The sequence below is a fragment of the Ruegeria sp. B1 genome (assembly GCF_056535885.1).
Genome location: NZ_JBQFJA010000003.1, coordinates 1 through 12,801, shown reverse-complemented (window position 1 = coordinate 12,801; position 12,801 = coordinate 1). Strand labels below are relative to the sequence as shown.

Here is a 12,801-nt window from a genome sequence, read left to right as displayed (position 1 = left end):
CCATTGGCTGCGCACCGGTCGCGCGGTGCAATCGCACCGCACATTAACCCGCCCATGCGTTGACAAAGACACGGGGCGATAACAAAGGAAGCGAACTTTGAGCGCACATGTCTGGGCCACTGCCAGCACCAAGGGCGGTGCAGGGAAAACAACACTCATCGCGATCCTCGCCGGAGAGATAGTGAGACTTGGCGGAACCGTCGCGCTTATCGATGGCGATCCGAACACGCCGCTGCTCAACTGGGTGAACCGGTCGGACCTGGCGAAACGGATCCCGGTCATCGTTGACACCGATCCGGAAGGCTCCGAATTGGAGAGCAACATCGAGAATGCGTCCGGGCAGGCGGAGTTCGTTTTGCTGGATACGGAAGGCACGGAAAACGCGCGATCGGCGCTGGCTGCGCAACTGGCCGATCTCGTTCTGATCCCGATGCAGTATTCCGCCCTCGATCTGAACGAGGCGACCAAGGTCAGGACCTTTCTCACCAAGCTGGAAACCCGAACCGGCCGGGCTCGACCAAACGTGATTGTTCCGACGCGGGTTCCGGCCGCGATCAGGTCGCGAACTCAAAAGGGCATTGGCGATCAGCTGACAGCCCAAGGCTTCCCGGTGCTGGATCCACCGGTGTTGGAAAAAGACGCCTACCGCCAGATATTCAGCGAAGGGTGTCTGTTGCAGGATTTGCCCCCGGCACCTGCGCTGACTTCGGCGCATCAAAATGCGCAAGCACTTCTGCAAGGGCTGGCCACGATCTACGGCGCAGCACATGCCGCATGAAGGGCCTGCTCTCCGCGATCCTGCGTCCAGCGATCCTCTGGACGGTCGCGATCTCAGCGGTCGCCGCAGTTCAGACTTCGCTCGGGCTGCCTCAACTGGCCTACCTTCTGGTGATCGTCTTCGCTCTTTTTTGGAGCGTTGAAGCCATAACCTGCTGTCTCGTCTGGTCACCGTTTGACGGCACGCGCGATGCTCTGGGCCTGCTCACCGCTTTGGTGCGGTTCCAATACTGGCCCACTGTGAACATCAAGGGCGGTCTTATGATGCAGGCCAGCGGGCCGCAATACGAGTTGCTGACGGCCTCCGGGCTGACAACGTGGTTGATTGCGGGCGTGACAATATCCGATTGGCTGTTGCCTTGGCTATTGAGCGTCTCGGCTGGGATTCTTGCGCTTGGCAGCGTCATGCGCCTGTTGCGGCCAAAGCCGTCAAACAAGCGGACCACAGATGCGGCAGCAGCAGGGTCGGTTTCAGCCGCTCCCCGTCAAAGCGGCTACGTAGCATCTGAAGAAAACCCTCTCGACACATTCCGGCGTTTCTAGGCAATTGGGGCCGCCAAAGCGGCACCGGCACCCAACCTATGAAAGTCTGACCCGAAATCTTCCGGAGGAAATTTCGGCTCTCCAATATTTCCGAACCGGGGGTTTCGAAGGGGGCACCCCCTCGGCGACTGCGCAGCCATTGGCTGCGCACCGGTCGCGCGGTGCACTCGCACCGCAGATCTTTTCGATTGTTATAAAACAGGCGATCTGCCCAAAATCATGCGGAAACGCAGAAAAGCGGCCCCGAGGGGCCGCTAACTGTCACAGGAAGAGCTTAGTGAACGCTGCTGCACCAGCGAAGAACGCGGCACCAACAATCAAGAGATACCAACGATTTTCAGTATTGAGCTTGATGGTCTCTGCGACGAGCTTCGCTGTCAACGCGTTGAGATTTGCGATCTCGGCGCGCATCTTGTCGTCCTGCAGTTTGACTTCGGCTTCGGTCATGTCGTTCATGCTCATGATGATCTCCTTTGAATATAGGTTGAAAACCGTCTGAAAGCAAAGCGAACTCGCCCGCCCTGCACGGTCGCGGGCATTTGGACACGCCGAGTCAAGGACCGCTGAAGGCGGCGTGCGAGCGACGCGCTTGCGCGGCGCGAAGTCCTTTACCGGTGTGGGATAATGACAAGACCGTGTGGGGGTGGGCCGCCCGGCCCTGGGTCGCGCCCGGCGCGGGCCAGGTTAACAGCCGGGCACGATCTTATACGGGATCCGACTGGCGCAACGTGCAAAGGATGCGACTGGCCGGACCTGCAACGGTTGTGGGTTCTAATTGAAAGGGGCGATCTGCCCAGTTGATCGGGCCGGACCAAATGCGCTCTCGAAATGTCGCGACGTAATCGTAGGGGTTGTGTCCGACCGGCCGGGTTGTCCGGCTCTGAGCTGCGATGGCACAGATCAAGGTAACACCCCACCCGCGCAAAGCCGCCCAACAAGTGGTAGATATTCGGCGCTACCGACAAGCAGTCTGATGCAATCAGTTCGCGCTTGCGCGAATGGCGCGCCCCTCCCGTACTCTCAACACACACCACCGGTTCAATAGCCGATAGCAAAAGCGGTCGTGATTGGTTCGGGATTTGCCCATATCATGTGTCAGCACACTGAACTAAGGGCGCAAACAACGCGGGGTATCGGCTCACCCGAAGACTTCAGTTAGTTATCATATTTTTTAAGCAGGAAGTCGAAGAGCCTGACCAGCAGCCCGCAAAGCAATCCTACAGTTACTCCAATAAACACGCCATCATCACTGTCCCAAACAGTTTCAGGGACAATGCGTAGAGCCGCCACAACAAAAACGACGGCAAGCAAGACGGAGATGGTTGACTTGAAGAATATCTGCATAGGTGGCTTTTCTGCTCAATTGGTCGGTTAACCCTTGTTATCAGGGGTCACTCCTTCCGGTCCACACTGCCATTTGCACTTTCACTCAGGTAGGCGGACATGAACCGCTTGGCGATTACCTTGATGAACGCCCTTGAGAATGACCCGACCTGCGCGTTCTGCTCAAAATAAAACGACTGCTCGAGAACATCGAGATTGTGCTCGTCAAAGATAATCCACAAGCGTTTGTATTCGGAGAGGCCCGCCCGACGAACCTCGGTCGCAGGAATCTCGAGCGCATCCCGGTCAGCACCGGGCAGAGTCCCTGTAATCGGGATCAGATAGAGATCGGTCGTCTCATTGCTCACTGGGACAACCGCGGCCAGCAGGGTGGGGCGCGGCTTGCGACCGCTGTCTTCACCGAGTTCAGCCTGCCACTTCCACAGGTAAGGATACTCCCAAACGTCGCCGATGGCCGGTTTATTCTTCATCTTCGATGACGTCCTTCAGTATAGAAGTCAGTCGCGCCGCTTCATCCGCAGGGATATCAGCCGTTGCGCGAGCAACACGCGGGTCGGATCGATCAACAAGAGCGTCAAACTGCTCCCGGCTCATGACAACAAAGCGCGATGTGCCATGGTCAGACAGACTAACTGGCCCTCGCGCAGCTGCGGCCCATACATCACCAGCCCGGCGATTGATGGACGTCTTAGGAAACTCTTCGATAATCTTAAGGCCAGACATGGAAACCCCAATTTAGCTATATTACGTATAATACGTATTTTACGCTAGCCGGTCAATGAAGGAATAGCCAACTTTTACTTTATCTCGTGAAGCTGCAGTAGCTATCCTGATAGCGCGTGAGCAAAACGAGCAGACGGTAAGGTTGCGCGCCGTCGACCAGCTCTCTCAAGGTGAAATAGTGCCAAGAGGTGGGCTTGTGCGGTGCGTCAACATAGTAGAACCCATGCGGCGTCGGGGTGTAAGGCGGGGTGAACTCGAAGAATATCTCGCCGAGCCTTCCACCTTCGCCCAGATCGACAACACCCCATTTTGCGCTGTTGGGATCTTCGGAATCTGGCAGGACCGTCCGAGCCAGGTCGAACGTCAAACCGCGGACCCTTTGGCCATCAGCTCCATCTTCTTCGATCAAGGCTGTGAGATCACAACCGGCGACCTCGATGTAGCTTCTTGAGCGTCGCTCGGGAAGCGCGTCATGATTGCCGCCTTGGATCATCAACGTTTCAGATTCTTGCTCAATTTCCTGAGCAAGAGAGAGACGCATCTTCCGCCATCCAGTCAGCTTCGGTCATTGCCATCAGAGACGCCGCCGCCAAAAGCCCTTTCATTGACCGCCTCGCTCGGTATTGATTACTCCAAAATCATCTCCCCAAGGCGACATGTACGTCAGCTGATCGCCGGTCCACTTGCGGACCTCAGCCAGATGGCTGACCTCGGTTTCACCATCCTCGGAGCAGCGCACTACGGAACCAAAAAGGTCGATGCGGATCATCGTTCCATCGGCCATCATGACCCGAACGTCACGCTCATGAACAAGGACAGTTTTCCAACCGGTCGCGTTTTCCCGAAGAAGACCGATGAAATCAGAGCGCAAAGCGATATGTACATCCTCGGCATCCGCGCCCTTGGTGCTCTTGAGGCGAATGAACACTTCTTTATCGTCCGGGTTCTCGTCGATCGGTGGATTCACAAACGAAGTGCAAATTCTGTACTAAAACAGAGAGTTGCATGGAGTATGAAGAATGGGAAGCCGCTACTGTCACCTGAAACTGGGCGAACGACGTAAGCTCGCAAAGTGGCTGGAAGCAAAAATGCCGGTCGCTGAGATAGCCGATCGGTTGGGTCGTAACCCCTCTACGATCTACCGAGACATCAAACGGAACCGATACACAGATACTGAGATCCCAGAACTCAACGGATATCACGCGGTTGTCGCTCAGGACAAATACGAGGCGCGCCGCGCGATCCATCGCAAGATGATCGTGCATCCAGACCTCAAGGAAGCCATCGAAGATCGACTCAAGGCTGGATGGTCGCCCGAACAGATCGCAGGCCGGATGCGGCTTGAACGCCATCCGATCCGTGTGAGTCACGAGACGATCTATCGGTTCGCCTATTCCAAGGATGGCCGCGAGGAACAGTTTTACCGCCATCTCCCTGAGCATCGCAAACGCCGCCGGCCACGTGGCTATCGCAGGTACAACCGGACCCACATCTTTGACACGCAGAGCCTGTCTCACAGGCCCGAGCGCATCGCGGACCGCACTGAGTTCGGCCACTGGGAATGTGATCTGATGATGTTTCGCAAGGAGTATGGGAAAGTCAATGTGACGTCTCTGGTCGAACGCGTCAGTCGCTATGCTGTCGTGATGCGCAATGAGGATCGCCAGTCCAAGCCGATCATGGAAGCGCTGATCCAGGGCTGGCTCCCCTGCCCGCCGATGCACGTCAGTCGATCACCTTCGACCGTGGCACCGAGTTCTCGGCCTGGAGGCACCTCAGGGCCGGGATCGGCGCGGATGCCTGGTTCTGCGATCCACAAGCGCCGTATCAGAAAGGAACGGTCGAGAACACGAACAACAGGCTGCGGAAGTATCTGCCTCGCTCAACCGAACCGACGGCGCTGACAAATCGATATTTGAGGTCGATTTGTCAGCGCCTCAATTCGACCCCCCGCAAGTGCCTCGGCTACCAAACGCCTGCAGAAGTCTTCGAAGCCAAGCTGATGGAGATCCAGAACCGTTTGGAATAAAAGGACATATCAAGAACTGCACTTCAACATGAGTTCACACCAAAATCCCTCACTCCGGCTGCCAGTCATCGTCGAGCGAGGATTGCACTCCGCTTTCTGTAATTGAAGCATTGTGCGTGGCGGTTTCGGTACCCATTTCTGTACCGTCCCCAGACATGTAGGCCTGCGCGAACTCGGTACGCTTGAACACGGATCCATCAAGTTCGATTGTGGTGCGATCCTCTGCCGTCGCGCGTGTCACAGAGCCATCATACCAAACCTTGATCCGCGTCCCGTCTGCGATCTGTACAACAACGGCCATCGGCTCGATCTGCACACCCAGCCAACCGTCATCGGTGTCCCGCCGCGCGATGATCTTGTCAGACCGGAACTTGACCTGAACATCGCCCGACAAACTGTTGCCGCTTGATTTCAGAACAACAAAAGCCTCCTGCTCGGCCGGGTTTGGATGGATCGTTGCATTTGCATTCTTCGGCGGCCAAACCTTGGCGGAGTCGCGCTTCTTGCCCTTCTGGTCGCGGTGAAACCCGACATAGAGCTGGGCCGATTTCCAGATGCGCGTGGCCTTCCTTGAAAGTGCCGTGGATTTTGCAGTCATGTCATCGGACCTTTTAGAACGGATATTTCGGATTGGTGCTTACGGTGGCCATGCGGATCTGACGGAACGAGATCAAAGGGCAAGGTATCAAGGGTGAAGCGCCCAATGGAATACCTATGAAGAAAACCCAGCAGGTAGACCGGATCGGCGGGGTACGGCGCACAGTTCCATGCATGGCGCAGTGCGGCAGCTTCATTAGAAGAATACGCGGCTATGAGACACCTTGCCTCACGCCATTTATCGGCACGTTGTTTCCGGCTGCGTTTCTCTTGCCGCTCCCAATCCACTGCGCGTTTGAACATAACCTCATCTTCACTGGGTTGCTGCTCTGCGATCTGATTGGCCAGTAATGGAAAAGCCTCGCGTTCCTTCTGCTGTTTGCGGCGCAAGGCGGCACGCTTGCGGGGTGTGTCTTCGAAGGCAAAACGGGGCCACATCTTGAACCTCATGGCTCGATCCCTCCCTGCCAGCGGGTGCGACTATTGCGGAGATGCTGAAGACAGGCCACTCGCCCGACTTCTGCATGCATCCCGTTGTCGAGCGCGAACCGATGGCGAGCCTCCCAGTCCCGAACCCAGTCTGCGGCCAAACGGTCGTCAACCCGACCACTCTGAAAAGGATTGTCCTCGAGCAGGAAGCCCTTGCAATGTGCAGCACCGCCATCGGTGGGAGCGCGCAGGGTGTCGTTTTGGAATGCCATTGGGTGTCTCCTGTCGTACCGTGTCGGTTCACGGGGCTTTCGCTCCGGTCGGGTTTCAGTATTCGATGGGTTCAAAAACAGTGAGAATGCGCTCAGTGACAGAGGGGTCGTAGGGACATTCAGATCCGCGATCGAGATAGAGGTCGTAGAAGTTTCCATGCAGGAGGTCGCGCTGACCGGATAGGTTTGGCGCAAAATCTAAGGAGTGGAGATTTCCAAGATGATGACGCCTACTATTGCTGCGACCTGCTTTGTCGCCATTGATCTGAGCAAATCGAAATGGCTTGTGGCGCTTGATGCGCCGCACTTGGCCAAGATCAAATCTGTGCGCCTGGACGGGTTTGATACGCCGGGACTGATCGATCTGGTTCGAACGACTGTTGCGGAGGCGACGGAGCTTTGCGGAGCGGATCAACGACCTGTCGTTTGCTTTGAGACCGGGTACGATGGTTTTGGCTTCAGCGGCTTCTGTCCAACGAAGGGATCGAGACGCTGGTCGTGGATCCCACGAGCTTCCTCGTGAACCGTAAAGCCCGCAGGGTCAAAACAGATCGCGTCGACGCCGAAGGCATGGTCGTTCTGCTGAAGAACTATTCCTCCGGTGATCGAAAGGCGTTCCGCACGGTGCGTGTTCCAACCGTTGCCGAAGAAGATGCCAAGCGCTTCCACAGAGAACGCAAAAGGTTGATGAGCGAACGCACTGGCCACATCAATCGCATTCGTGCCCTGCTCGCCCTTCAAGGCGTTCGGCACATCAATCCGGCGATGGTGACATGGCGCAAGAGACTGGAAGGCCTCGAGACTGCTGATGGCCGTCCTTTCCCACCTCAGCTGATGCGCGAGGTCGTCCGTTCCTTCGAACGCTTGGAGCTGGCGAACCACATGATCAAGGCTCTGGCAGAGGAACGCGACGAAGCCCTTGCGACTGAATCTGAACAGTTCCCGGAACACGAAAAGGCCGTGCTGCTCGAAGGGCTGCGTGGCGTTGGACGGCACAGCGCGATGCTTCTGTCTGCCGAAGTGTTTGGCCGGGAGTTCAAGAACAGGCGACACCTGTCGTCTTACCTCGGCCTGACGCCCAGCCCCTATTCCAGCGGCGACGTGGAGCGAAGCCAGGGCATCAGCAAAGCCGGAAACCGACCGGCCCGAACCCTCGGGATCGAACTGGCGTGGTGCTGGCTGCGGTACCAACCACAAAGTGCCCTTGCGCGCTGGTTCCGGAAATACACCGCCGAGCGCCCGGGAATGAGAAAGAAAGTTGCCATCGTGGCTCTTGCCCGCAAGCTCATCGTGGCTTTGTGGCGATACGTGGAAACGGGACTTGTCCCGTCTGGCGCGGTTCTGAAGGCGGAGGTGTAAAACGGGATACCAAAACTTCAGAATAACGCGCAACGCCGGATGGTTGAGTGACCGAGAAGATTGATGGTCTTCACAAACCCTGTAGAAGTTTGGTCCCAACCAAGGCGGCTCCATTCCGGGAACGTGAACGGAAATTTGGTTCGGGCAACACGCCCACCGTATGCAAGTCGATGCCACTGGAGTGAGCATATTCGAGGAGCCAAACCAGCGATGCAAAGAAAGAAAAGGCCTTGAAAATGTAATTTCCTCATGCAGATCAATCTTCCAGAACAGTGTGCACCCTTCGATTTTGATCACTCCATGGCTATGATCGCGGTAGGGATCCTTGATTTTGTCGAAGGTCGAAAACGTGGACACGGCCTCTATCGCGGCACGCACAAACTCCGCGCTCCGCGCCTCAACGTTTTGCGACAAGACAAGATTGCCGGTGATGCCTTCGTCATAGCACTTGCGTCGAATACCGCGATTGATGAGGGCACGGCGAAACTGGTCATTCTGGGCGGCGATTAACTTGGCCTGCAGTTTGCGGTTGGTTTCGATTCCGGGGTGGTGTGTTTGGCATGTTTCCATCTCCGTAGTGACACCCTGACCTTCAGCCTGCTTTTCCTTTGGATGCGATGGCTGTTCTCAGCGACCGCAGACCCGTGTGGGAACGGCATCAAGGCGGCGGAACACATCATCCATGAGACATACCATACGCATTTCAAATTCCCCGGTGATCACATCGAAGGGGCACCGGGCAAACTCGATCTCATCGGCATCAAGGCCATTGCCGCTGATGTGACCGCAATGTTCACACCGGATTGTGAAATACTGATTGATGCTTCCGCCTTCGACCTCTTCCCAATGATGATGGCGAGCTGTTTTACCGCAATCCGGGCAATCGGTTTCCCAGCTATCGTTGTCCAGTTCATACCCATCCGGTTCAATGCACGCTCCCGGATTGTCGCAAAAAATCCTCGTCATCTTCCTGTCTCCTTGCCCTTCATTCGTCTACTCGGGTTCAGCGCGCGCCCGACCTATCCGCTTTTGCTTCGTTACGATCACAGCAGGGCAAGGAAACGCCCTGCTGGACCAACGTCAGCCACCCGCACCCCTTCTGCGTTTTTCCCCGCAAGGAGGGGGGCCGATGGAAAAAATCCGGAGCTGATCCGGGCGGGGTGGTCAGGCTGAAATCGGGCAAATTTGGGAGGGACCAGCGCGCTTGCGCGCGGGAGGAACCGGGATTTTCGGAAATTCTGCTTGAGGCGCACAAAAAAGAAGATGTGATCCGCGCCAGGGCGCGGGCCTCTTTTTGCGCCTTCCAGCACGAGCGCATCAGATACGAGAGATTTTCGGCCCCCTGACGCCGGGGAAAACAAGCGCAGCAGACCGCCCCAGCGGTCTGCTATCGCCAACCATGATAATGCCTGGGCGGGGCTAAGCGGGCGTGCCCGTGTGCCCTGCACAGTCCAAAATCATGTGAGCCGTGCGCCTCGCACGGATCTCCAAAGCCGGTAGCACAAGTGGGCGTTACCCTCTGGGCCGAAACAGGCATGTTCGGGCGACCATGCGGCCGCGTTGAAAGGTGGCTCCGTGGAGACAGGTTTCGGCGCACGTGGGCCGCAGGGAGACAGGGCGTGATTGGTTCGGGGAGGACGTCGGCGCAGCCGGCGGCCGAGTAGCACGCGGTCCCGAGCTGCAGGCTCGGGATTTGCCGATATTACTCTAAACCTCATAGGACAAGAAAACGCCACCACCCGTCACAAGATTCCCGTTGAATTTCAGATCGCTAATGGAACCAAACTGGCGCAATATTGGAGAAAGTTTCCCACCACCGACACGAAGGATACGCGGTTCCCTGGGAACCGCGGCCCGCGCGGCAGCGCCGGTCCTGCGACAATTCGGACCTGAAGGGGCCGGGTTGGCGCGGGACACCTACCCGGCCGGGATCTGGAATGGGTTTGAAATGTGGGTGAAAGCGTCGTGGTTTGCGCCGGCCGCGAGTTATCCAGTGGTTGAGATTTCGACCCTGGGAGAAGGCGCTTTCGGCGTTTTGCCGGAAGCGGTGTAATCTCGACGACCGCAGCAGACAACAAAGCGAACTCCTCAAGCAGAGAGCGACTTGTCTGTGGGTAACTCGCGGGCGCGGGCGCTTTGCGTGCGCTCAGAGCGAAGCGACCCGTCCTGTTGGCGGTGCGGGGCGCTCTGCCCCGCTCAGCTACAGGACTACCTTTCCCGCCGCCCGACCCGCGTTACGTCAAAAAAACCCTGCGCAATGCAGGGCCAGTCACAGGGGAGTTCTGGGTTATACGCCGAAAAACAGCTTTGCCATTGCAACACCAGCAGTCAACAGCACGCCTGCGAAGCCAGTGCCCACCGCAATGGGATACCAACGCGCTTCGGCGTTGATCTTTGCAGATTCGGCAATCAGCTTGGCGATTTCAGCGCGCATTTTATCGTCTGCAAGTGCCTGTTCCGCTGCTGTCATATCTAGGTCGCTCATTGGTTTGTTCTCTCAATCAAAGATAGGGTGTTTTGGGATGGATTGCCAGATTTTGCTTTGCCCGGGCGGGGCAATGGCCCCGCCCGGTGAGGGCTCAGGACTTCGGTTTTGCGGGCGGGTCAACGCGCATTGCCTTGATGCCTTTGCGTTCGGCCTTGTCGGCCAAGTTCAGGGCGATGCCGGTTTTTCCAAAGATGACGACGCCGCCGAGGGGCTTGGGGGTGTCGAGCATTTGGTCGATGGCTTTAAAGCCTGCGCTTTTGCCGAACGCGCGCCAATTGGGCTGGAATGTCACTTGAGGCACGTTGCGATTGCGCGCCCACGCGGCGGCGATGGCGTCCACGCCTTTTTGTCTGCCTTGTGGTACAGGATGAGTTCGGACGCGAAAGACTCTTGAAACGGTCGCGGATTTTGTCCAGCGTGGACCAGACATATTCGTGATCCATCCAATCGCGATCCCCAGCGACGGCTAGGGGGGTGCCTTCAATCTCAAACTGTGCTGCCTGTTCGCGCTCGTGCGCCTCAAGCCATTTGTGGGCCTCAAAAACTGTCCCGGTCAGGTGTGCCAAGCGCGAGGTTCGACCATTGGCAGCGGGAAGGAAGGCCGCGCCGGTCTGGGCCTCGTAACACTGGGCGGCGGTTTCGGCCATGATGTCGAGCGCGTCCAAAAGATCGGAAAAGCGGTCTGCCTTGCGCTGCAACTCGTCCAGTTGGGTTTCCAAACCTCGGACCCATCGGCAGCGCGGATAAGACCTTGCAGGGCGTCGCTTGTGTCGCTCAGTTGCTTTTGAATCGCGTTGCGGCGGCGAAAGATCAGCGACGCCAGCCCGTGCGCGATGGGTTCGATTTCGCGGTGCAGGCCGGTGCCTGCCATCCCCTCAAACAAGGTGTCAAAGGTGCGTTGCATCAGATCGATGCGCAATTCGTCATCATTGGGAATTGGCAGATCATCGTCGGTTTCGGTCAGGCCGAACAGTTCGATCTGGTCGTATACGGTGGTGCCTTTATCCAACATGCGCGTTTTCTCCTAAGCTCTCCGCCCGCGCCGTTGCGGGGGTGTGCTGACGGGCTGACCTCTGCCAGAACGGCAGCACACCCCCGCGGAAAGAGAAAGCGGAACAACTGCCAATTGCACAAAGTGTACGATTGGATAGCCCTGGTCCGGTTAAGCGCCTGCGTCTCGCCCCCCGGGCCCTGCGCACGCGGGGCCGGGGTTAACAGGCGAGTCAATTTTGTCCTGAAGCACAAATTTGCAAACGATTTCGGTTACAGGATGCTTGATGTGTCACCGGCGCTGGCCGTTTTTACGGCCGCCCGCGCGGCAGCGCCGGTCCTGTTGGCCGCGGCGCCGGCGGTGCCGTGGATCAACAGGACACTCAGACCGGCCTTTGGGTCCGAGAGAAGACAGACACCGACAGTGTCAGCGTCTGCTACAAGCTGCTTGGAAGATCACGCGGCGGTCTGCTGCAGATTTTGCCAATCCCGCACCTGGGCACGGGGCTCGAAGACGTCGTTGATCTTGCACGTCTTCCCGAAGTTGCGTTCGTAGGCCTTCAGGAAAACAGGCGCATCGCTGTCTTCCTCGAGTGCGAGGTGCCATCGTCACCGACGTAGCTATAGGGGCTGAAGGAGCCAAGGTTCAACCCGACGGTCCCGATCCAGTGGGGCGCAACAATAAGCCAGCTGTGACCCGGGTCGGACAGAAAGGTAAAGGTGACCTTCGGCAGAAGGGGGTTCGACATTGATCGTGCCTCTTGTTGAAGAGTTTGGGAGAGCTACAGGCGCAATGCCTGCAGCCCTCGATCGAGGATCGATATCACGCGGCAACGGGCATCAGCGGGATGATCCGGTATTCGCCTTCGCCGGTTTCCTCATCTTTGACCGCGTTCGCGCGCACCACGCCCTGTTGCAGGTTCAGTGCCAGCGAAAAGTAGTCATTTCCGGCGCGACTTTGGGCCGCCCAAGCCGAACCAATGCGAATGGCGCGGTTCTTCGGCGTGAGGGCTTCGATCACGTAATCGGGGTGGCTGTCCTTGCGCTTGTGCGTGTTGGGAACCATGGTGAATGGGAAGTCGAAGGCCATCGAGGCGATCTCGCCTGCGAATGCGTCGTCTGCGTCCATGCGGGTCAGTTTGCCATCAATCATTGTCGTTTCTCCTGTGATGGGATTGGGTGTTTGGCCGATCGGCCGGGATTGCTTTCTTGCCCCCTGTTGAGGACACAAATTCACAAAGCACTCTTTT

19 protein-coding genes and 2 pseudogenes are annotated in these 12,801 nt (G+C 57.4%); 5 read left to right on the top strand and 16 right to left on the bottom strand.

Annotated features, from left to right (window positions below; translation table 11 throughout):
* Positions 1-97 precede the first annotated feature (97 nt).
* On the top strand, positions 98-778 hold the full coding sequence (locus tag ACR3ES_RS25080; protein WP_480426115.1) for a nucleotide-binding protein: 681 nt from the start codon (positions 98-100) through the stop codon (positions 776-778).
* Positions 775-1,320, top strand: a complete 546-nt coding sequence (locus tag ACR3ES_RS25075; protein ID WP_480634812.1) for a hypothetical protein — start codon at positions 775-777, stop codon at positions 1,318-1,320. Before ACR3ES_RS25080 ends, ACR3ES_RS25075 begins: the two co-directional genes overlap by 4 nt.
* 261 nt (positions 1,321-1,581) lie before the next feature.
* On the opposite strand, the gene ACR3ES_RS25070 is transcribed toward ACR3ES_RS25075, so the two are convergent.
* From ACR3ES_RS25070 to ACR3ES_RS25045, 6 genes are all read right to left on the bottom strand, one after another.
* Complete coding sequence (locus ACR3ES_RS25070; protein ID WP_480426001.1) at positions 1,582-1,782, bottom strand: hypothetical protein; 201 nt, start codon at positions 1,780-1,782, stop codon at positions 1,582-1,584.
* Positions 1,783-2,475: 693 nt separating this feature from the next.
* Positions 2,476-2,664, bottom strand: coding sequence for a hypothetical protein (locus ACR3ES_RS25065; RefSeq protein WP_480426003.1), 189 nt, complete (start codon positions 2,662-2,664; stop codon positions 2,476-2,478).
* 47 nt (positions 2,665-2,711) lie between these two features.
* The gene (locus tag ACR3ES_RS25060) at positions 2,712-3,134 is read right to left on the bottom strand and encodes a hypothetical protein (protein WP_480426005.1); all 423 of its coding nucleotides are present in this window, start codon (positions 3,132-3,134) and stop codon (positions 2,712-2,714) included.
* Positions 3,124-3,387 carry a type II toxin-antitoxin system prevent-host-death family antitoxin gene (locus ACR3ES_RS25055; protein WP_480426006.1) on the bottom strand — a complete coding sequence of 88 codons (264 nt, stop codon included), beginning with the start codon at positions 3,385-3,387 and terminating at the stop codon, positions 3,124-3,126. The genes ACR3ES_RS25060 and ACR3ES_RS25055 overlap by 11 nt, the downstream gene beginning before the upstream one ends.
* Positions 3,388-3,466: 79 nt before the next feature.
* Positions 3,467-3,928 carry a hypothetical protein gene (locus ACR3ES_RS25050; RefSeq protein WP_480634811.1) on the bottom strand — a complete coding sequence of 154 codons (462 nt, stop codon included), beginning with the start codon at positions 3,926-3,928 and terminating at the stop codon, positions 3,467-3,469.
* Between the two features lie 60 nt (positions 3,929-3,988).
* Positions 3,989-4,354, bottom strand: coding sequence for a hypothetical protein (locus ACR3ES_RS25045; protein ID WP_480426009.1), 366 nt, complete (start codon positions 4,352-4,354; stop codon positions 3,989-3,991).
* Between the two features lie 52 nt (positions 4,355-4,406).
* Here ACR3ES_RS25045 and ACR3ES_RS25040 point away from each other — a divergent pair.
* Positions 4,407-5,416, top strand: a pseudogene (locus ACR3ES_RS25040) (IS30 family transposase).
* 49 nt (positions 5,417-5,465) lie between these two features.
* Here the strand turns inward: ACR3ES_RS25040 and ACR3ES_RS25035 are convergent.
* The 3 genes from ACR3ES_RS25035 to ACR3ES_RS25025 are packed head-to-tail and all read right to left on the bottom strand — an operon-like array spanning position 5,466 to position 6,714.
* Positions 5,466-6,014, bottom strand: a complete 549-nt coding sequence (locus ACR3ES_RS25035; protein WP_480426011.1) for a hypothetical protein — start codon at positions 6,012-6,014, stop codon at positions 5,466-5,468.
* On the bottom strand, positions 6,011-6,451 hold the full coding sequence (locus tag ACR3ES_RS25030) for a hypothetical protein (protein ID WP_480425792.1): 441 nt from the start codon (positions 6,449-6,451) through the stop codon (positions 6,011-6,013). The genes ACR3ES_RS25035 and ACR3ES_RS25030 overlap by 4 nt, the downstream gene beginning before the upstream one ends.
* An 8-nt stretch (positions 6,452-6,459) precedes the next feature.
* On the bottom strand, positions 6,460-6,714 hold the full coding sequence (locus ACR3ES_RS25025) for a hypothetical protein (RefSeq protein WP_480426013.1): 255 nt from the start codon (positions 6,712-6,714) through the stop codon (positions 6,460-6,462).
* A 220-nt stretch (positions 6,715-6,934) separates the two neighbouring features.
* On the opposite strand from ACR3ES_RS25025, the gene ACR3ES_RS25020 reads away from it, so the two are divergent.
* Both ACR3ES_RS25020 and ACR3ES_RS25015 read left to right on the top strand, forming a co-directional pair.
* Positions 6,935-7,237 (top strand): hypothetical protein, encoded by a 303-nt coding sequence (locus ACR3ES_RS25020; RefSeq protein ID WP_480425597.1) that lies wholly within the window; start codon positions 6,935-6,937, stop codon positions 7,235-7,237.
* Positions 7,213-8,073, top strand: coding sequence for an IS110 family RNA-guided transposase (locus ACR3ES_RS25015; RefSeq protein WP_480426257.1), 861 nt, complete (start codon positions 7,213-7,215; stop codon positions 8,071-8,073). The genes ACR3ES_RS25020 and ACR3ES_RS25015 overlap by 25 nt, the downstream gene beginning before the upstream one ends.
* Before the next feature lie 303 nt (positions 8,074-8,376).
* On the opposite strand, the pseudogene ACR3ES_RS25010 reads toward ACR3ES_RS25015, so the two are convergent.
* The 7 genes and pseudogenes from ACR3ES_RS25010 to ACR3ES_RS24980 form a co-directional block, all read right to left on the bottom strand.
* A pseudogene (locus tag ACR3ES_RS25010) lies at positions 8,377-8,643 on the bottom strand (hypothetical protein); the annotation flags it as partial.
* 57 nt (positions 8,644-8,700) lie between these two features.
* Positions 8,701-9,039: a hypothetical protein gene (locus ACR3ES_RS25005; RefSeq protein ID WP_480425797.1), complete on the bottom strand. Its 339-nt coding sequence runs from the start codon at positions 9,037-9,039 to the stop codon at positions 8,701-8,703.
* A 1,321-nt stretch (positions 9,040-10,360) separates the two neighbouring features.
* Entirely contained in the window at positions 10,361-10,543 is a 183-nt protein-coding gene (locus ACR3ES_RS25000) for a hypothetical protein (RefSeq protein ID WP_480426014.1), read from the bottom strand.
* A 109-nt stretch (positions 10,544-10,652) separates the two neighbouring features.
* Positions 10,653-10,991 (bottom strand): SLOG family protein, encoded by a 339-nt coding sequence (locus tag ACR3ES_RS24995; RefSeq protein ID WP_480634810.1) that lies wholly within the window; start codon positions 10,989-10,991, stop codon positions 10,653-10,655.
* A 123-nt stretch (positions 10,992-11,114) separates the two neighbouring features.
* Positions 11,115-11,573 carry a hypothetical protein gene (locus tag ACR3ES_RS24990; protein WP_480634809.1) on the bottom strand — a complete coding sequence of 153 codons (459 nt, stop codon included), beginning with the start codon at positions 11,571-11,573 and terminating at the stop codon, positions 11,115-11,117.
* A 538-nt stretch (positions 11,574-12,111) separates the two neighbouring features.
* A complete protein-coding gene (locus ACR3ES_RS24985; protein ID WP_480634808.1) occupies positions 12,112-12,300 on the bottom strand; it encodes a hypothetical protein in 189 nt (62 codons plus the stop codon).
* A gap of 74 nt (positions 12,301-12,374) precedes the next feature.
* Positions 12,375-12,704 carry a DUF736 domain-containing protein gene (locus ACR3ES_RS24980; RefSeq protein WP_480425802.1) on the bottom strand — a complete coding sequence of 110 codons (330 nt, stop codon included), beginning with the start codon at positions 12,702-12,704 and terminating at the stop codon, positions 12,375-12,377.
* Positions 12,705-12,801: the final 97 nt, after the last annotated feature.

Bases quoted from the DNA above. Each gene is read 5' to 3' on its own strand.
- ACR3ES_RS25075 (WP_480634812.1), top strand. From the start codon at position 775: ATGAAGGGCCTGCTCTCCGCGATCCTGCGTCCAGCGATCCTCTGGACG.
- ACR3ES_RS25070 (WP_480426001.1), bottom strand. From the start codon at position 1,782: ATGAGCATGAACGACATGACCGAAGCCGAAGTCAAACTGCAGGACGAC.
- ACR3ES_RS25065 (WP_480426003.1), bottom strand. From the start codon at position 2,664: ATGCAGATATTCTTCAAGTCAACCATCTCCGTCTTGCTTGCCGTCGTT.
- ACR3ES_RS25060 (WP_480426005.1), bottom strand. From the start codon at position 3,134: ATGAAGAATAAACCGGCCATCGGCGACGTTTGGGAGTATCCTTACCTG.
- ACR3ES_RS25055 (WP_480426006.1), bottom strand. From the start codon at position 3,387: ATGTCTGGCCTTAAGATTATCGAAGAGTTTCCTAAGACGTCCATCAAT.
- ACR3ES_RS25050 (WP_480634811.1), bottom strand. From the start codon at position 3,928: ATGCGTCTCTCTCTTGCTCAGGAAATTGAGCAAGAATCTGAAACGTTG.
- ACR3ES_RS25035 (WP_480426011.1), bottom strand. From the start codon at position 6,014: ATGACTGCAAAATCCACGGCACTTTCAAGGAAGGCCACGCGCATCTGG.
- ACR3ES_RS25030 (WP_480425792.1), bottom strand. From the start codon at position 6,451: ATGTGGCCCCGTTTTGCCTTCGAAGACACACCCCGCAAGCGTGCCGCC.
- ACR3ES_RS25025 (WP_480426013.1), bottom strand. From the start codon at position 6,714: ATGGCATTCCAAAACGACACCCTGCGCGCTCCCACCGATGGCGGTGCT.
- ACR3ES_RS25020 (WP_480425597.1), top strand. From the start codon at position 6,935: ATGATGACGCCTACTATTGCTGCGACCTGCTTTGTCGCCATTGATCTG.
- ACR3ES_RS25005 (WP_480425797.1), bottom strand. From the start codon at position 9,039: ATGACGAGGATTTTTTGCGACAATCCGGGAGCGTGCATTGAACCGGAT.
- ACR3ES_RS25000 (WP_480426014.1), bottom strand. From the start codon at position 10,543: ATGACAGCAGCGGAACAGGCACTTGCAGACGATAAAATGCGCGCTGAA.
- ACR3ES_RS24995 (WP_480634810.1), bottom strand. From the start codon at position 10,991: ATGTCTGGTCCACGCTGGACAAAATCCGCGACCGTTTCAAGAGTCTTT.
- ACR3ES_RS24990 (WP_480634809.1), bottom strand. From the start codon at position 11,573: ATGTTGGATAAAGGCACCACCGTATACGACCAGATCGAACTGTTCGGC.
- ACR3ES_RS24985 (WP_480634808.1), bottom strand. From the start codon at position 12,300: ATGTCGAACCCCCTTCTGCCGAAGGTCACCTTTACCTTTCTGTCCGAC.
- ACR3ES_RS24980 (WP_480425802.1), bottom strand. From the start codon at position 12,704: ATGATTGATGGCAAACTGACCCGCATGGACGCAGACGACGCATTCGCA.